At 37.4% G+C, this 17,928-nt stretch carries 20 protein-coding genes; 10 read left to right on the top strand and 10 right to left on the bottom strand.

Annotated elements, in window-relative coordinates; genetic code table 11:
• Positions 1–5: 5 nt before the first annotated feature.
• Positions 6–506: a GreA/GreB family elongation factor gene (locus tag EI546_RS12375; RefSeq protein WP_128250832.1), complete on the bottom strand. Its 501-nt coding sequence runs from the start codon at positions 504–506 to the stop codon at positions 6–8.
• Positions 507–766: 260 nt separating this feature from the next.
• Positions 767–976: a hypothetical protein gene (locus EI546_RS12370; RefSeq protein ID WP_128250831.1), complete on the bottom strand. Its 210-nt coding sequence runs from the start codon at positions 974–976 to the stop codon at positions 767–769.
• Positions 977–1,149: 173 nt separating this feature from the next.
• Between EI546_RS12370 and EI546_RS12365 the strand changes: the two genes are divergently transcribed.
• Complete coding sequence (locus EI546_RS12365; RefSeq protein WP_128250830.1) at positions 1,150–1,731, top strand: GNAT family N-acetyltransferase; 582 nt, start codon at positions 1,150–1,152, stop codon at positions 1,729–1,731.
• Here the strand turns inward: EI546_RS12365 and EI546_RS12360 are convergent.
• From EI546_RS12360 to porZ, 3 genes are all read right to left on the bottom strand, one after another.
• Positions 1,728–2,279, bottom strand: a complete 552-nt coding sequence (locus EI546_RS12360; RefSeq protein ID WP_128250829.1) for a ferritin — start codon at positions 2,277–2,279, stop codon at positions 1,728–1,730. The two genes, EI546_RS12365 and EI546_RS12360, sit on opposite strands and share 4 nt — an antisense overlap.
• An 84-nt stretch (positions 2,280–2,363) precedes the next feature.
• On the bottom strand, positions 2,364–3,083 hold the full coding sequence (gene recO, locus EI546_RS12355) for a DNA repair protein RecO (RefSeq protein WP_128250828.1): 720 nt from the start codon (positions 3,081–3,083) through the stop codon (positions 2,364–2,366).
• The gene (gene porZ, locus EI546_RS12350) at positions 3,083–5,395 is read right to left on the bottom strand and encodes a type IX secretion system anionic LPS delivery protein PorZ (protein ID WP_128250827.1); all 2,313 of its coding nucleotides are present in this window, start codon (positions 5,393–5,395) and stop codon (positions 3,083–3,085) included. The genes recO and porZ overlap by 1 nt, the downstream gene beginning before the upstream one ends.
• A gap of 363 nt (positions 5,396–5,758) precedes the next feature.
• Here porZ and EI546_RS12345 point away from each other — a divergent pair, with 363 nt between their 5' ends.
• Positions 5,759–6,562: a THC0290_0291 family protein gene (locus EI546_RS12345; RefSeq protein ID WP_128250826.1), complete on the top strand. Its 804-nt coding sequence runs from the start codon at positions 5,759–5,761 to the stop codon at positions 6,560–6,562.
• 78 nt (positions 6,563–6,640) lie between these two features.
• Here EI546_RS12345 and EI546_RS12340 read toward each other — a convergent pair whose 3' ends face one another.
• Positions 6,641–7,783, bottom strand: a complete 1,143-nt coding sequence (locus tag EI546_RS12340; protein WP_128250825.1) for a cystathionine gamma-synthase — start codon at positions 7,781–7,783, stop codon at positions 6,641–6,643.
• A gap of 190 nt (positions 7,784–7,973) precedes the next feature.
• Between EI546_RS12340 and EI546_RS12335 the strand changes: the two genes are divergently transcribed.
• The 3 genes from EI546_RS12335 to EI546_RS12325 are packed head-to-tail and all read left to right on the top strand — an operon-like array spanning position 7,974 to position 10,022.
• Positions 7,974–8,738, top strand: a complete 765-nt coding sequence (locus EI546_RS12335; protein WP_128250824.1) for a DUF3298 and DUF4163 domain-containing protein — start codon at positions 7,974–7,976, stop codon at positions 8,736–8,738.
• Positions 8,739–8,760: 22 nt separating this feature from the next.
• The gene (locus EI546_RS12330) at positions 8,761–9,114 is read left to right on the top strand and encodes an arsenate reductase family protein (protein WP_128250823.1); all 354 of its coding nucleotides are present in this window, start codon (positions 8,761–8,763) and stop codon (positions 9,112–9,114) included.
• Complete coding sequence (locus EI546_RS12325) at positions 9,114–10,022, top strand: DMT family transporter (protein ID WP_128250822.1); 909 nt, start codon at positions 9,114–9,116, stop codon at positions 10,020–10,022. Before EI546_RS12330 ends, EI546_RS12325 begins: the two co-directional genes overlap by 1 nt.
• On the opposite strand, the gene EI546_RS12320 is transcribed toward EI546_RS12325, so the two are convergent.
• On the bottom strand, positions 10,019–10,501 hold the full coding sequence (locus tag EI546_RS12320) for an acyl-CoA thioesterase (RefSeq protein ID WP_128251613.1): 483 nt from the start codon (positions 10,499–10,501) through the stop codon (positions 10,019–10,021). The two genes, EI546_RS12325 and EI546_RS12320, sit on opposite strands and share 4 nt — an antisense overlap.
• Positions 10,502–10,587: 86 nt before the next feature.
• Here EI546_RS12320 and EI546_RS12315 point away from each other — a divergent pair, with 86 nt between their 5' ends.
• From EI546_RS12315 to nadD, 4 genes are all read left to right on the top strand, one after another.
• A complete protein-coding gene (locus tag EI546_RS12315; RefSeq protein ID WP_128250821.1) occupies positions 10,588–11,547 on the top strand; it encodes a YheT family hydrolase in 960 nt (319 codons plus the stop codon).
• Between the two features lie 107 nt (positions 11,548–11,654).
• Positions 11,655–12,512 (top strand): YicC/YloC family endoribonuclease, encoded by an 858-nt coding sequence (locus EI546_RS12310; protein ID WP_128250820.1) that lies wholly within the window; start codon positions 11,655–11,657, stop codon positions 12,510–12,512.
• 41 nt (positions 12,513–12,553) lie between these two features.
• Positions 12,554–13,144, top strand: a complete 591-nt coding sequence (gene gmk / locus EI546_RS12305) for a guanylate kinase (RefSeq protein WP_128250819.1) — start codon at positions 12,554–12,556, stop codon at positions 13,142–13,144.
• Positions 13,145–13,218: 74 nt separating this feature from the next.
• Positions 13,219–13,833 carry a nicotinate (nicotinamide) nucleotide adenylyltransferase gene (gene nadD / locus EI546_RS12300; protein ID WP_128250818.1) on the top strand — a complete coding sequence of 205 codons (615 nt, stop codon included), beginning with the start codon at positions 13,219–13,221 and terminating at the stop codon, positions 13,831–13,833.
• A gap of 2 nt (positions 13,834–13,835) precedes the next feature.
• Here the strand turns inward: nadD and EI546_RS16775 are convergent, their stop codons facing one another.
• Positions 13,836–13,919: a T9SS type A sorting domain-containing protein gene (locus EI546_RS16775; protein ID WP_410198326.1), complete on the bottom strand. Its 84-nt coding sequence runs from the start codon at positions 13,917–13,919 to the stop codon at positions 13,836–13,838.
• Positions 13,920–14,034: 115 nt separating this feature from the next.
• Here EI546_RS16775 and EI546_RS12290 point away from each other — a divergent pair, with 115 nt between their 5' ends.
• Positions 14,035–15,039 carry an NAD(P)H-dependent glycerol-3-phosphate dehydrogenase gene (locus EI546_RS12290; RefSeq protein WP_128250817.1) on the top strand — a complete coding sequence of 335 codons (1,005 nt, stop codon included), beginning with the start codon at positions 14,035–14,037 and terminating at the stop codon, positions 15,037–15,039.
• A gap of 1 nt (position 15,040) precedes the next feature.
• On the opposite strand, the gene EI546_RS12285 is transcribed toward EI546_RS12290, so the two are convergent.
• On the bottom strand, positions 15,041–15,526 hold the full coding sequence (locus EI546_RS12285) for a hypothetical protein (protein WP_128250816.1): 486 nt from the start codon (positions 15,524–15,526) through the stop codon (positions 15,041–15,043).
• 140 nt (positions 15,527–15,666) lie between these two features.
• The gene (locus EI546_RS12280; RefSeq protein WP_128250815.1) at positions 15,667–17,838 is read right to left on the bottom strand and encodes a prolyl oligopeptidase family serine peptidase; all 2,172 of its coding nucleotides are present in this window, start codon (positions 17,836–17,838) and stop codon (positions 15,667–15,669) included.
• Between the last annotated feature and the right edge of the window lie 90 nt (positions 17,839–17,928).

Here is a 17,928-nt window from a genome sequence, read left to right as displayed (position 1 = left end):
ACATTCTAATACTCAATTTTTAGAATTATAATTTTTCTAATTTCACCACCTAACTTAAAGTCGATAACATCTCCCTCTTTATGACCGGTCATTGCAACGACAATTGGGGCGACAAATGCAATTTTCTTGAGCTTTAGATCAGCTTCGTCCACTCCAACAATTTGTATGGTATTAACCATATTATTGGCCAACATTTTATAAGTTACGGTAGCTCCAAATCGAATTTCATCCTTGCGCTGTTGTTCTATATCCAAAACTCGTGCGCTAGCGATACGTTCTTGGAGAAGATCCAATTTCCCGTTTAAAATAGCTAATTCGCGTCGTCGCTCAGTTTCATTTTCAGTTGAAAGGTTGGTTATCTGGTTTTCCAAATCGGTTCTTTCGCCCAATAATTGTTCCATTCCAAAGGATGTAACATAATTAATTGCGCCTTCCGGAAGGGCAGCTCTTGATGGAATAATGGGAGTTTCTTCTTGATCTCCCTCTTTCACAAAACCTCGACTCATTACATAAAAAGTTTAAGAAAGAAAGTTAGCAATTTTGAAATGAATTAAAAAGAATAGAAGGTTTTGCCGCTAACTAATGTTGAAAAGAAATATAAAATCAGCGCGAGAAGTTCATCAAAAATTTAAAGTATTCAAGGGGATTTTTTGCAAGACTTGAAATGATTACACCATTCAAAAATTCAATGTAAAGGGATTATTTTATTACAGTTTTAAGTCTCACAATTCTTTTTAAAATCTCAGAATACATTTTTATTTCAGGGTTATTCTTCTTCGGGACTACCTTTTTTCTTCTTGTGTTTCTTTTGGATATCGTCAAATTTTTCAATAGCCTCGGGTCCAGTAGGCTGGTCTGGGTAATCTTTTGAAGTATGTTTTTGTTTTCTGTATTCCCTTTCCTGTTGTGCATTTTGCTTTTCAGCATCTTCAGGCTTTTGCTGGGAATTCTTCTTCTCATTTTTCTCTGCTTTCATGGGTAGTGGGATTTATAAACTAAAGGTACGCCGTAATTAAGAACCCTACCTAGTCTATAACAAAATGTTAGGAATCGAAATAAAATTTATAGTAGGCCACAATTAAAATTTGCCGAAATGCCAAAACATTCTATAACTGGGCGTAGCTTTATATTTTAATTTAATTTTGTGCTATGAATACATTTTTATTTCCACATATAAGGAAAGCGGAACCCACAGATTATAAATCGGTTGCTCCTTTAATAGTTCAAGCGATGGAAGATTTGGCCTGCACCTTTGCCAATACTAAAAATCCCTTAGAAACCTATCCCTTGTTTGAAAACTTTTTCCAACAATCAGGGAATCAGTATAGCTTTGAGAATTGTTTGGTTTATGAAGAAAACAATGAGATTGAAGGATCTATTATTGCTTATGACGGAGCCCTATTGCCGGAATACAGAGAGCCATTTCTAAAATACATTTCGGAGAACTACAATGTGCGCGATTTAGTAATTGAAAATGAAACGATGGAAGGAGAAGTTTATATTGATACGATTAGTGTATATCCAACTTATCAAGGAAAAGGAATAGGAAAGAAACTTTTACGAGCTATCCAAATGAAATCGGCTGCCGAAGGACATAAAAAAATTGGATTATTGGTGGATTTAAATAACCCCCATGCCAAAAAATTATATTCGTCGTTGGGGTATAAATCTGTCGGCACTAAAAAATTGGGAAACGGAGTTTATGAGCACTTACAGCTTACCTTGGTCTAAGGTTCATCTACACTGGCATCACGGGCAAGTTCAGCGTCGTCCTTCTGATTACCAATCTTGGTATCCAAATATAGCAATGACTCATCAGAAGCTTGATCACCTCCGGCAATTTTCAATTTATCCAGAAGATTCAATACCAAGGTCTCTTCTTCTATTTGTTCTTTTACGAACCATTGGGCAAAATTCCAAGTAGCCCAATCCTTTTCCTGAAGGGCTAAATCGACAATACCGTATATTGCTGTGGTGTTATCCACCTCATGCTGAAATAATTTCTGAAAACAATTATGAAGGCTTTCCGGATCAGCTGGAGGAGCGCCTAAGGCAGTTACTTTTGCCCTTCCCCCTCTATCCTGAATATATTCCACTACTTTCATCATATGGTTTCTCTCTTCCCCCGAATGCCGAAACAGCAAATCCGCGATTCCTGCGTAGCCTTCACTGTCCGCCCAAATGGCGTACGACAGATAAATCTGAGCTGCGTGCGCTTCCTTGGTAAGCTGTTTGTTCAAAATATCCTCGATTGATTTTGAAAGTCTATTGGTATTCATGATACTTGTTTTACTTCTAAATTAATTAATTCCGAGAAAAATACTTTATACGTTAACATTCTGTTAGTGTAGTTTGGAATGAATTCAAACAAAGATTTGATTAATTACCGATAGGGATTTGGGTCGTTGATAACCTTGAATATGAAGTTTATAATAGGATAACAGAAGTTCCAATAGGCTGGAACGTGATGTTTTTGAAAGTTTTATTGATCCCATATCATATAAAGAGGAGTTAAAAAATCTTTTTAAATCTTCCACGGTTTCTCCTTGCAGACAATATTCAGTAGTCTTGGAATCTTGGAAATTTCCCTCCAAAATATTGAAATAATCAAGATTCATATTGGATGCGTCCGGATAGAAACCAATAAAATGGCTTATGCGAAGTAAAAAATAAATATGAAAATTCGCCACGCCATCATTTTGATCCAGCCAAGATAAAGAATCTTCCAAAAAGCCGAAAAGCATTGGATTTGCTTCCTCCTCGCGAATGCAGTTTTTGAGCATTTCTGCCAAGAACATAACCAAACTAGATTTTACAATATTCGTATGTAAGCTAACATAAGGAATAGAAACTTTGGCTTCCCTAATATATTCAAGTGTACCCTTATCCTTATGGTTAGCGATTATATCCAGTTGTGTCAAAGGTTGAAAATAGGAAGCTTTTAAACCGGACTTTTTAGATTTGAGAATGTTCCGCAGTAAATAAGATTTTACACCATCGCTTTCTGTATAGCAGCAAGCAATAAGATCGGCCTCAGAGTATTTGATGGCCGAAAAAACGATGGCTTTAGTCTTTACGATCATTATCGTATTATCATAATTTTCGAAACCTTCGTTTCGACAAAATCATCTGTTGTAACTAAAATCAGATAAACTCCAGAACGAACTTTGTATTTTCCAAAGGCGGTGGTATCCCAAAGCACGCTTCCCCCTTTTGAAGTGGTTTCAAAAACAAGATTCCCTGTTATATCGGTAATCTTAACGTTAGCACGAGCGGTTAGGCCATCAATAGTTACGTCTCCAGAAAAACCTGGACGCACTGGATTTGGAAAAGCATGAAGGTCTCCCAAATTATCTCGCGGCGTAGTCGCGGTCCCTTTATAAGCTACAAGACCTTGGGTGGTAGCGAAGTAAACAATACCCGTGAAGGGATCAATAGCGATATCCTGAACATTATTGGTAGGCAAAGGCGAATTATCCTTGGTGAATCTTAAAATCGTTTCTTGCCCATCGGCAGAGAGATAAAAAACTCCAGAGGTAGCTGTAGAAATCCATTTATTATTGGAGCCATCCACTTCAATATCTGTTATAGATTGTTGGTATAAAAGTTCCTGCGCCACCCCATCCTCCAGTATAATTATGGGTTGTGATTCAGGTCGACTACCGTCTTGAAAAAAACTAGAGGGACTGTAGAGTACTCTTAGTCCAGTCAAGGTGCCTATCCATAACCTGTTTTGCGCATCGAGGGCCAGGGCCCGCACATTTGCGGAGGGAAGATTTCCGTTTCCAGCGTTCTCACTTATCTTGTTCATTGCTCTCGTCTGGGGATTATAGCCCATTACCCCATTAAAGTAAGACCCAAAAAATATATAATTTTCCCGCGATATTACCAATTTAGTCAGGGCCAATTCTCCCAAAGGGTTTGGTAAAATATTGGTCAAATCAATTTTTTGAAACTGTCCACCTGGAGAAAGCTTTATCAAACCTTTATCCGTTTTACTTTGCACAAACCACAGGTTGCCTTGACTGTCAAAATCCGACCCGAATATTCTAATTCCCGCATCGGCTGTTCCCTGGTTAGTTACAATCTGAACTCTCTCCAAAGGACTATTGGTTTCGTCATAAAGAATCACAGGTTCCTCATCCACAAGCTTAAGTAGTCCCTTTTGAAAAGAGCTCATAAAAACTTCTTTAGGATTATCTGGATTGATAGTTACTTTCATTAAATCAGTAGGTTCTGCATTTACAGCCGTACTCAGTTCCTTATAAGAAATGTTATTCCAAACGGTATCTCTTAAATGACTTACCCCATATCGCGAAAGTGGATATGGATTAAAATTAACCGTGGTTTCTCCAAAACTTACCCATAATTCTCCTGCAGAAGTATCCATCGCAAAAGGACTATTCCGGATAGGGCCATTTGGCAGAACTTGATTTGGTAGCGTACTGCCGAAAGGAACAATTAAAAGTCCATCTTCTTGGGTTCCTAAATAGGCATTTCTTCCAATTGCAAATCCCGAAAATAGGTTTAAATCATATCCCTGTACATTTCTAATTTGATCTTCAATAAGAAATCCGGGAGAATAAACCTGTAGCGAATTTGTTGTGGTAATGGTAAGTAAATCATCAGATTTCCTAAAGCTTTGAATGTTGCTGGAAAAACTTTGCATGTTCGTAACATCCCCAAATGGCGTAAACCGTAATACCGTATTGGAGCTATTCGCAGTATAAAGCTCACCTCCCAGATTCTCCAAAGCTTTAAATCCTCCATTTATAATTGTGGACCAATTACGAAAATCAATTAAGTTATCGTCAGCTACTCGAGCGCGCAACATTCCATCCTGTTCACTTGCAGCAAAAATATAAGGGTCTTGAACAGTGGTCTGAACTACATTAATTTGGCTCCCCCCATTTCCTATAAAATAAGTATCTCCAAATTCAAGCCTTGCCAGATTATACACAGAAATTCCATATTTGGTCGCAATATACAGATTGCCGTTGTGCTCATTAAAATTGTTGATCCGTTTGCGGTCTGGGGGAATGGTTTGTTTTTCCTTTATGTCAACAACTTTTATCACATTCTCTTTTCCCTTTTTAACTATATCAATAAGACCGTTTTCATAACCAATTACCAACAACCCGTATTCCTGACTATAATGGATAGCAGTGATAAATTCTCCGGAAAGCCCGTTTATGGTGGAAATCGTCTTTAGGTTACCTGAAGCAAGGTCATAGGTAAATACAGCATTTTCTGCTGCCACATATAATTTGTTATCTCCTTTGGAAATATCTTTAATAGAAACATAAGAGAAGTGCCCAACCCAACGATCCTGATAATTTTGTGCTATACCAGAAAAAGGGAGCAAAGCAAGTAAAAGAGCGACCACTCGCTTCATAGAAATAGTTTTGATTTATAAACACGCTAAAATAGTATTTATTGCAGAATTGATGGGCATAAATAAATTCCCAATGCGAATTGATTTTAAAAAATTTCAATTTTATAGAAATATTTTCAACACATAATTCCGAAGAATAATCCCATTTTTTAATCCATCTTCTCTTGATTCCTCTTTCCATAGTTATCATAGAAATTGGTTGAGAATTACTATTTTTTACCGCGATGCCTGGGACCTGAATTTTGGCAGTTATTATGGGCTTTATGTTAAAACATAAAGATTTGATTAATAGAACGAAAATTACTCTTTTGTTTATGATGTTTTTTTATATTTGTTAACATTAACCTAAACCTGTTTTTCCTAATGAATACCAGAATACTGCTAGTGGTGTTTTTAATATTAGTCTTTGGAGGAAAACAGAAAGCCATTGCTCAATTCGGCTTTTCTCAAGAAATAGGTGTAATCACCGGACCGGTAGTGTTTTATTCCGATTTCGGGCAGCGAAACAATTTTGAAACCAATACAAAAAATGTTGGATTTGGAGTTGGGCTTGTTCATTATTTGAACTTTTCATATAGAGCAGATTGTAATTGCTACACTAGCGATACTTATTTTAACGATCACTTTAAGGTGCGCAATGAACTTAATTACCATAAAACAAACTTTGAACATTATGGAGAATGGGTAAGACCAGAAAAAACCTCACTAATGGCCAAGCAGTTGCGGGCAATGAGCGGTTCCACAACAGTTATTGAGCTAGGTTCGCAGTTAGAATATTTCCCCTTTAGCATTCGGGATTTTGCTGCCGGTGGATATAAAATTGCACCTTTTGTAAGCTTTGGTGTCCACTGGGTAAATTTCGATCCGGAAGTTACTTCTTCTCGTGGCAAGTTAAATAGTCCCTATTCTACCCCATTGAAATATATGAATGCCTTTCAACAAGATCCCGGTTCAACCTGGGCAGTTCTCGGCAGTGTGGGTATTCGATATAAACTCAATTCCTCTAGCGATTTGATGCTTGACAGCCGTTGGATCTATTATTTCTCGGATTATATGGATGGACTTAACCCAAGTCTTGAAAATAATGGAACAAGGCCAGTACCGGAGAACAAGGCAAACGATTGGGTTTATTGGTTAAATCTTGGTTATATATTTTACCTGAATTAGACAAGATTTATCTCTTTGCTCGTTATTAAATTCTATTTAACAGCTATAAAAATAGTAATTTAGATAGTTGTTGTTTAATTATCCCAATGCCTGTTTTAGGTCTGCAATCAAATCCTCCACGTCTTCGATTCCCACACTCAATCGGATCAAAGAATCTACAATTCCCAGTTTTTCCCGTTCCTTCTTTGGAATACTCGCATGAGTCATTGTCGCTGGATGCCCAGCAAGACTTTCCACGCCTCCTAAACTTTCAGCCAAAGTGAATATGCGCAGATTTTGAACAATCCGTATTGCTTCTTCCACAGTACTCATTTTTGGAACAAAGGAAATCATTCCACCAAAATCCTTCATTTGTTCCTTGGCTATCGCATGGTTAGGATGATTTCTAAAACCAGGCCAATAAACTTTCTGAATTTTAGGATGATTGGACAAATATTCTGCAATTGCCCTTGCGTTTTCGCAATGACGTTGCATCCTAACATGAAGAGTCTTTAGTCCTCGCAAAACCAGAAAACAATCTTGTGGACCACAGATGGCGCCACTGGAATTTTGTATAAAATAAAGTTTCTCTGCGAGTTCTTTGTCCTTAACTACCAAGGCACCCATTACCACATCACTGTGGCCTCCCAAATATTTTGTTGCACTGTGCATTACAATATCTGCCCCCAAATCTAGTGGTTGTTGTAAGTATGGCGAAGCAAAGGTATTATCCACCGCCAAAAGAACGTGATGTTTGTTTGCACTAAGTGCCATCGATTTTAAATCGATGATGTTCATCATAGGATTGGTCGGCGTTTCTACCCAAATCAGCTTGGTTTTATTATTTATGTAAGTCTCAACTTCATCCATTTTTCCCATCCCTATAAAGTGAAACTTGATACCAAAGCCTTCAAAAATCCTCTTAAAAAGTCGATAAGTGCCTCCATAAAGATCATTGGTAGAAATTACTTCATCACCTGGCCTCAAAAGTTTCATCACTGCATCAATCGCAGCCATTCCGCTTCCAAAAGCAAGGCCAAAATTACCGTTTTCAAGACTGGCAAAAGCTCTTTCCAAAGCGTCACGTGTTGGATTTCCGGTCCGGGAATATTCAAAACCATTATTGGACCCCGGTGCTGTTTGGGAATAAGTTGTGGTTTGGTAAATTGGTTGCATTACAGCGCCATAGGCTGGATCTACCTTTTCTTGACCTCCGTGTATTACTTTAGTATTAAATTTCATCTGTTGCCAATATTTATTTTAAGAGGTAATTACTAATTTTTATAGTTAATCCTGAAATTTAACCAAACTATCCCGTCTTTTACTATTTAATATAACTTTCACAATCGCTGATAACAAAGTTATTACTTTTGAAAATGGAAATTCACCACTCCCTTTTTTGTCATTCTTAACCACACATTTCCGCTAATTTATGAACAACAAAATTATAACCCTGATCTTGATAGGATTGCTGGTAACGGCATGTAATAAGGAAAAAAGCATTCAACTTAACGCTGAAAGTCTAACTGAAGGCGATTTGAAAATCTGCAATAATGCCAAGTGCCCGGAAGTTACTATTAACTATTTAAAAGCCTCTGGAAATGGAAACGTAGCCGAGAAAATAAATGAAAAAATAACCAGTTTCATTATTTCTTCCCTGTCCATGGCGGAAGATGAAAAAGAGAAAGCTAAAACCATTGAGGAAGCAGCAACTACTTTTATCGAATCCTTTAATGCTGATAGAGCCCGTTTTCCAGATATGGCCGCAGATTATTTCGCAGAAATTTCCGTGAATGAAATCTACAATTCCCCCAAACATATATGCCTAGAACTGCGCCAATATTTATATACTGGCGGAGCTCACGGCTATGGGACAACTTCATTCTTAAACATAGACCCCGATTCTGGAGAAGAACTTACCGCCAACGAATTGTTTAAAAATAAAAAGGGTTTTACGGTTTTCGCGGAAAAGAAATTTCGAGAGCAGCAAAAAATAGCTCAAGATGAATCCATTAATGATCCTGGATTCTGGTTTGAAAACGACTCCTTCCATCTTCCAAACACCGTGGGATTTACACAGGATAGTCTTATTTTTGTTTACAACCAATACGATATTGCGAGCTATGCCGAGGGGCCCATCGAACTCAAGATATCGCTAAAAGAAGCAAAACCTTATCTGAAAATCATTGAAGATTAATTGATTCAAAATATTTTTCTAAATGCAAACAGTATATTACTTATCCACTTGTGACACCTGCAAGCGCGTAATGCAAGAAGTTGAAATTCCTTCCACGTTTATAAAAAAGGACATCAAAGAGAATAAGATTACCCCCGAAGAACTTGAAAAGCTTATGAATCTTGCTGGCGATTATGAATCCCTTTTTAGCAGAAGAGCAAAACTGTATAAAGAACGCAATCTAAAGGATAAAAATTTATCTGAGGAAGATTTTAAAAACCTAATCCTTGAACATTATACCTTCCTCAAACGTCCTATTATCGTAAATAATGGGAAAATCTTTATAGGAAGTAGCCCAAAAACCGTGGACGCTGCTAAAAGTTCTATCCATAAATAATGGATAAGCGGTTTATTGCGCTTCTTGCAGCCACGGCCACGGAAACCATTTATGGCATTAACCATACGGTGGCCAAAGGCTTAATGCCGCACGTAATTCAGCCTTTCGGTTTTATCGTTTTACGGGTTGGAGGAGCCGCAATACTCTTTTGGATCCTTAGTCTATTTACAAAAGCTGAAAAAATTGAGCGGAACGATTGGTTCCGGATTTTAGCCTGTGCAGTTTTTGGGATGGTACTTAATATGTTGATGTTTTTTAAAGGCTTAAGTTTATCTACTCCAATCAACAGTGCGGTCTCCATGACCATCACGCCAATTCTATTACTCCTTTTAACGGCATTGATCCTAAGAGAACGCATTACTTGGATTAAAACATTTGGAATTTTTTTCGGACTTTCTGGAGCCCTGGCGCTTATTCTCTTTCAGGAAAAGACCCAGATTAACGCACCCAATATTCCTTTAGGAAACTTATTGTTTGTTTTGAATGCCATTTCTTATTCTTTCTATTTAATTTTGGTAAAACCCTTAGTTGCCAAATACAGAGCAATTACACTTCTTAAGTTTTTCTTCTTAATCGCATTTTGTATAAACCTTCCTATCGGATATTCTGAAGTAATGCAAGTGGAATGGTCGAAACTTACATTTTCAGAATTTGGACAAATAGGTTTTGTGGTTGTAGCAACCACATTTTTCACCTATTTGTTTAACATCTTCGCGTTAAAACAATTAAGTCCATCCACTGTTGGAGTTTTTATCTATTTGCAACCTCTAGTGGCAACAACCTTTGCAATTTTAGTTGGAGCAGATACTTTGAACGCGCTTCGAATTGGCGCGGCTTGCCTAATATTTGCAGGAGTATTCCTTTCGACCAGAAAACCAAGAAATGTCGGAATACAGACCAAAATTTAGTTTACATCCAAATCTTTTGGGCGCATCCCCGATTTTCGGGTATCCTCTTTAGAAATAATCTTAAAATCGTCCGCTTTGTCAAATACGTTGAATTTATCCAAAAGTTCTTGAGGAAGTCCTGTCAACTTTCGACTTTCCAGATCAATCCACCCGCCCATCATTATGCAACGTGCAAAATTTCTTCCTTTATAATCGTAGAAATTATGGAGAAAGGCAAAATACATTCCATCTTCCGAGATGCCCTTTAACTGCAGGGATACACGAACGGGCTTTCCGGGAAAGACTTCTCGAAAATAATACATCTTCTCTGAGAAGGCAACAGGACCTAAGTTAAAATCGACCAAATGCTTTTGATCTAACCCATTTTCCATTAAAAAACTCATACGGGTATGGCTCATATAATCGATATAGGCACTGTTTCTAAGATGGCGGTTGGCATCTACATCACTCCAACGGATTTCAAATTGTTTGGTGTACATCATTAAATTTTTATACAAATTTAGGTTACTTTTGCTATGCAAGCATAGTAAATCTATTTAGTTTCTGTTAAAACTCCTCGAAGGAAATGCCTTTAATTCAAAGTTCTTATAAACCTAAATATTTATTCCGGAATGGACATTTTTCTACTATCTATTCTTCAAAGTTAAGGCCATCCCCGCAATTGGATCAAGAACGGGAACGACTGTATTTAGAGGATAGAGATTTTCTGGATATCGATTGGTCCTTTTCCAAAAAACGCTCCCATAAAATTGCGATAGTTCTTCATGGATTGGAAGGAAATGCGCAACGTACTTATATCAAGGGTCAAGCTAAAGTTTTAGTGGAAAATAATTGGGATGTAGCCGCGGTCAATTTTCGCGGATGTAGCGGCGAGCCAAATCTTTTGTATTCCTCCTACAACGCGGGTAAAACAGATGATTTGGAAGCTATAATCGATTTAATTCTCAAAAAAAATAAATACGATGAAATTGCCTTGGTAGGATTTAGCTTGGGAGGAAATTTACTCCTGAAGTATTTAGGAGAGCGAGACTCATTTCCGAAGGAAATAAAGCGGGCGGTAGCCATCTCAACACCTCTCGATTTAAAGGGTTCTTTGGAATCTCTGGATAAAGTTTCAAATTGGTTATACCAAAAATCATTTTTGATTAATCTTCGGAAAAAATACAGATCCAAAATGAAGATTTTTCCTGAAAAAATGACTCTTTCTGAATATGAAACGATCACTTCTCTTTTGCAATTTGACAATGTTTACACCGCTCCTGCCCACGGATTTAAGGATGCTTACGATTATTATAAAAAGAATAGCAGTTTACAATTTCTCCCAAATATTAAAATTCCCAGTTATATTTTAAATGCTGAAAATTCTAGTTTTCTTTCATCTGAATGCTATCCTCAGGAGTTGGCTAAAAAAATGAATAATATCCATCTTGAAATTCCCAAATATGGAGGTCATGTGGGTTTTCATAAAACGAATGAATTATATTATAGCGAAGCAAGAACCATAGAATTCTTAAATTCAAAATAACCCAATGCACTCTCTGCAGGGTTGGAGGATGGTGTCATTTTACTAAATTCTACCCTCTACTCACTAAAGACTATTTCCTTACCTTTGCGCTTCAATAAATCAGGAATATGATCCAATCCATGACCGGTTACGGTAAAGAAGTTGTTCAACTACCATCCAAAACCATTACCATTGAAATAAAATCACTCAACAGCAAATCGCTCGATCTTAATACCAGAGTGCCTTCCGCTTATAGGGATAAAGAACTTGATATTCGCGATTTGCTCGCCAAATCCTTGGAACGGGGAAAAATAGATTTCATGCTCAATATTGAGACTTCTGGTACAGAAACTTCCACACAGCTAAATGAGGCCATTGTAAAACAATATATAGAACAATTGGCAAACGTAGTAAATGGCGACCCCGTTGAACTGTTGAAAATGGCAGTTCGAATGCCAGATGCTTTAAAAACCGAGCGCGAAGAAGTGGACGATAAGGAATATAAAGCTATTATAAAAGGTGTTGAGAAAGCTTTAAAAGCTATCAACAAATATAGAACCGACGAAGGCAAAGTCTTGGAAAAGGATTTTCTGGCCCGCACCCAAACTATTTCAAAATTACTCGCGCAAGTTATAGTTATGGATCCTGAGCGAATTTCCGGAGTTAAGGAACGTCTTAGAAAGGCTATTTCCGATTTGAAAGAGAAAGTAGATGAAAATCGATTTGAACAGGAATTGATCTATTATCTAGAAAAGTATGATATTACAGAAGAAGTGGTCCGCTTGAAAAATCACCTTGATTATTTCGAGAAATCCTTAAAATCGCATGATTCCAACGGGAAAAAATTGGGATTTATAACCCAGGAAATTGGCAGGGAGATCAATACCATTGGAAGCAAGGCAAATTATGCCCCAATGCAACAAGTAGTGGTCCAAATGAAAGACGAACTGGAAAAGATAAAGGAACAAGCCCTTAATGTCCTTTAGATAAGAAATTTCACAAAATTAGCTCTAGGAAAATTACCAACATGAACTCAACTAAAGGAGGCAAATTAATAGTATTCTCAGCACCCTCGGGCAGTGGAAAAACTACTATAGTACAACATTTATTAAAACAAAAAGACCTAAACCTAGAGTTTTCCGTTTCTTGTACTTCCCGCGACGCACGTGGGGATGAAAGGGACGGAGAAAACTATTATTTTATTTCATTAAAGGAATTCAAGCAACATATAAAAAATGGCGATTTCCTGGAATGGGAAGAGGTCTACCGCGATAACTTCTACGGAACATTAAAAACCGAAGTAGAACGCATTTGGAGCAATGGGAAAAATGTCATTTTTGATATTGACGTAGTTGGCGGCCTTCGCATAAAAAAGAAATTTCCTGAAAAAACCCTTGCTGTTTTCGTAAAACCGCCAAGCATTGACGAATTAAAAATCCGACTTAAAAAACGCAAAACCGAAAGTGACGATCGTATAAACATGCGGATCGCAAAAGCTTCCGTTGAGCTGGCAACGGCGCCCCAATTTGATTACATTATAAAAAACCATGACCTACCGACAGCTTTGGATGAAGCACATACATTGGTTGCTGATTTTATAACAAAGGGCTGCGAATAAGTTGAAAAAAAGAAGAGAAAGAGAGAAGAGAAAAAAGAATAAAAACCTTACTTCCAAAAATCAGAAATAACAGTTTGAAACCAAAAAAAACAGGACTTTTCTTCGGAACTTTCAATCCAATCCATATTGGGCATTTGATTATTGGCAATTATATGGTGGAATTTAGTGATTTGGATGAGGTTTGGTTCGTGGTAACTCCACACAATCCCCTTAAAAAGAAAAAAACCTTATTAGAAGACCACCATAGATTAGCAATGGTTAGAATTGCTGTGGAGGATTTCCCAAAGCTAAGGGTGAGTAATGTTGAATTCGATCTTCCGCAGCCCAATTATACCATAAATACCTTGGTGCATTTAGAGGAAAAATATCCTAATCACACTTATTGTTTGATAATGGGAGAAGATAATTTAAAGAGTTTTCCAAAATGGAAAAACTATAATATTATCTTGGATCGCTACCCGATTTACGTATATCCCAGAATCTCAAATGGGAATGTTGATTCCCAATTTTATACTTCTCCAGATGGAGGGAAGAAAATTTACCACGAAAAGATTAAAATGGTTGATGCCCCAATTATCGAACTCTCCTCCACCTTTATTCGGAAAGGAATAAAGTCTGGAAAGAATATCCGTCCTATGCTACCGGCAGAGGTTTGGAAATATTTAGATGAAATGAATTTTTATAAATAATATTAATCCTTTACTATCTTAGAAGGAAAAATTCCGTTATCAGTTTTAATCTTAAGCACATACATTCCGGGAGAGAAATTACTTATATACTATTGATTTTCAAGAAATATTTTTGTGTTGAAATGTGTACTTTTGAAAAAATGCAAAGTTTAAAGGTTGAAAATAGTATTCAAGGATCAATTTTAAAAATCTAAAACTACAATGACAAATAAAACCAAATTTGCCGTTTTTGGTGGGGGAAGTTGGGCCACAGCCATTGTAAAAATGTTATGTGAAAACCAAAATGAAGTGGGTTGGTATATGCGTAGCACCTCGACAATTGATCACCTTAAGAAACATGGGAACAATCCAAATTATATAAGTTCCGTAGAATTTGATCTCAATCAATTATACCTCAGTAATGATATAGATGAAATGGCATCATGGGCAGACTACCTTATTTTTGTTATTCCGTCTGCATTTCTTCATCTTGAGCTCGAAAAACTCACGGTATCATTAGAAAATAAAGTGATTTTTTCTGCGATTAAAGGGATCGTCCCGGAAACAAGCCTGATTGTAGGAGATCATTTTAATACCTTTTACAAAGTTCCTTTTAATAATATTGGAATTATCTCAGGTCCTTGCCACGCCGAGGAGGTGGCTCTGGAAAGGCTTTCGTACCTTACCATTGCCAGCGCAGATAGCACCAAGGCCGAAATCGTTGCCAATGCCCTAAGAAGCGATTATATAAGGTGCACCACCAGTGACGACGTTCTTGGCACGGAATACGCTGCTATGTTGAAAAATATTTATGCTGTGGCGGCAGGTATTGCGCATGGGTTGGGCTACGGAGACAACTTTCAAAGCGTTTTGATGAGCAACGCAATTCGTGAGATGAAGAAATACGTGAAGCGCGTTCATAAAATGAAACGGGACATAAATGACTCTGCCTATTTAGGAGATCTTTTGGTTACTGGATACTCTATTTTCAGTAGAAATAGAATGTTTGGAACTATGATTGGAAAAGGTTATACCGTAAAAAGCGCCCAACTAGAGCTTAGCCAGATTGCCGAAGGTTACTACGCCACGAAAAGCGCCTATCACCTAAACCAACAAAAAGGAAAGAAAAAGGCCAAAACTCCTATTATAGATGCCGTGTACCAAATTCTATATGAGAATAAAGATCCCAAAAAAACATTCAAAAAGCTAACGGAAAAGCTGGATTGATTTAATCGTTTTCTGCTCCTTTAATTTCTTTTAATTCCTGAAGATCTAAATAGTCATGAGGATTCTGAGATCTTGATTTAAAATCAATCAAATCTTCTAGAGCCAACACCCGCCATTTTACACTGGCGTTATCACGAAGGGAAATTTCCTGGCTATCGTCATAGGCCCAAGAAAAAGATTTATCAACAACAAAATCGGGAATAAAAAGTAAATGCTGACGAGAAGGGAAAAACTGGATGGAAATATTTTGCTTTCTATCCTGCAACGGAAAAGGAAAATTGACTTTATCAGGGCCCATTTCCTTTAGGATCGCAATTATCTTATTTAGGTTTTTGGAGGTTGCATCAACCCAGAAATCCATTCCGAATGAAGGAACCTTATATTTATAATAATTCAAGGCTCCGCTCCCTACCATAATCATCCGAACCTCACTGCTATAGGTCATCTGAATAAAAGAGCTTATAATTTCATCCCACTCGGCTTCCATTTTTCTATCTTATTTAGCTTTAAAAAAATAGCTTTTTAAACTTATATCCATATTTTTAGATGGAAGCGGAATAATTAAGAACAATCGAAGAAGCATTACAATTAAAATTGTAAAATTCTTCTCCGACTTTTCTATTCATTTCAGTTCTTTTTTGTTTCGGGCAATTGATCATATCCCATATTAAACAGCGTGAACCCGAATATATCTGCATACTGTTCTATCGTCTTGCTAATGGGGGTCCCTGCTCCATGACCGGCATCGGTTTCAATCCGGATCAGCACTGGATTATTCCCTGTTTGTTTTGCTTGTAGTTCGGCGGCAAATTTAAAACTATGTGCCGGCACTACTCTATCATCATGATCGGCCGTCGTAATAAGTGTGGCGGGATACTCCACACCTTCTTTTATATTGTGAAGCGGTGAATAACCTCGTAAATATTCAAACATTTCCTTGTTGTCTTCTGAAGTTCCATAATCGTATGCCCATCCCGCACCCGCAGTAAAGGTATGATAGCGTAACATATCCAAAACCCCAACAGCCGGTAGTGCCACTTTCATAAGTTCGGGACGTTGTGTCATTGTTGCCCCCACTAACAATCCTCCGTTCGATCCTCCGCGGATTGCCAAGTAATCACTGGAGGTATATTTATTTTCAATTAAATATTCCGCCGCGGCAATAAAGTCGTCAAACACATTCTGTTTTTCCATTTTTATTCCGGCATTGTGCCATTTCTTTCCATATTCACCACCCCCTCTTAAATTGGGAACGGCATAAACTCCACCCTGCTCCATCCAAACTGCATTGGCTATACTGAAACTCGGCGTCAAACTAATGTTGAAACCGCCATAACCATATAGAATAGTTGGATTTTTGCCATCTAGAGCCAATCCTTTTTTATGGGTAATTATCATAGGAACTTTAGTACCGTCCTTTGAAGTATAAAATACTTGTTTGCTTTCAAAGTCTTCAGGATTAAAGTCTATTTCAGGTTTGATAAATAGTTCCGAAGATCCACTGGCAATATCAAATTTGTAAATGCTTGGAGGTGTAACATAGTTGGTAAAAGAATAATAAAGTTCCTTCTCTTCCTTTTTTGTTCCAAAACCGCCGGCCGAACCTACTCCAGGAAGTTCAATATCCCGAATTAATTTACCATCATAATCATATTGCTTAACTTTTGAAACGGCATCAACCATATAATTGGCAAAAATACTTCCTCCACCTGTACTCGGGGAAAGTACGTGCTCTGTTTCCGGAATCAAATCTTTCCAATTCTCGGGTGTTGGATTGGCAGCATCCACTGTGACTACTTTCTTGTTTGGGGCATTTTTATTCGTAACAATAAAAAGCTTCGAGCCCCGATTGTCCATTACATAAGAATCTGAATCGGTGTCATCTAAAATGGTAATAAATTTCGAACCAGGTTTAGTCAAATCTTTAATAAATAATTTGTTTCCTGAAGTGGAAGTACTTGCGCTAATAACCAGATACTTATCATCTTCTGTTACTCCAGCACCAATATATCGATGTTTTTCTTCTGGAGTGGATCCGAATATTACTTTATCCTGACTTTGGGGAGTTCCCAATTTATGGTAATACACTTTGTGCTGATCCGTTTTGGCCGTAAGCTCGCTTCCCTTTGGCTTATCATAACTGGAATAATAAAAACCTTCGTCCCCTTTCCAAGATAGACCACTGAATTTAATATCCTTTAATGTATCACCTATCAATTCATTCTTCTCGGTACTTAATACCAATACTTTTCGCCAATCACTTCCGCCTTCTGAAATACTGTAGGCCATAAGACTTCCGTCATTCGAAAAGCTGGTTTCCCCCAATGAAATAGTTCCGTCCTTTTTAAAGGTATTTGGGTCTAAAAATACGGTTGCAGACTCTGGATCGTCTTCAGATTTATAACGATATAGCACAAACTGATTTTGAAGACCATCATTTTTATAAAAATAAGTGTAGTTTCCTTCATGAAAAGGCGGTCCCATCTTTTCATAATTCCAAAGATCGGACAACCGTTTTTTCAATTCCCCGCGAAAAGGAATTTTACTTAAATAATCGTAGGTAACTTTATTTTCTTCCTTTACCCACTCTTCTGTCTCGGCACTTCGGTCATCTTCCAACCAACGGTAGGAATCTTTAATCTCAACTCCGAAATAAGTATCGACGGTGTCAACTTGTTTGGTTTTCGGGTAGGTTACGGTAATCGGTTCTCTCTGGCCAGCAGGCTGGTCCGATTTATTTTGATCTTTACAACCGATTAGTGTAAGCATAAGAATTGTGGGGATAAATGTAATTTTCATAAATTAAAACTTAGATATAGCTGTAAATGTAACATTTTTTATATTGTAAGAAAACAACACTATATTGAAAAGGCCCCATTCCTGAGACCT

Origin of the sequence: Aequorivita sp. H23M31, from assembly GCF_004022485.1 — a bacterium.
Lineage (GTDB): Bacteria > Bacteroidota > Bacteroidia > Flavobacteriales > Flavobacteriaceae > Aequorivita > Aequorivita ciconiae.
Note: the sequence above shows the minus strand (reverse complement) of the source record. Positions and strands in the feature narration are given on the sequence as shown.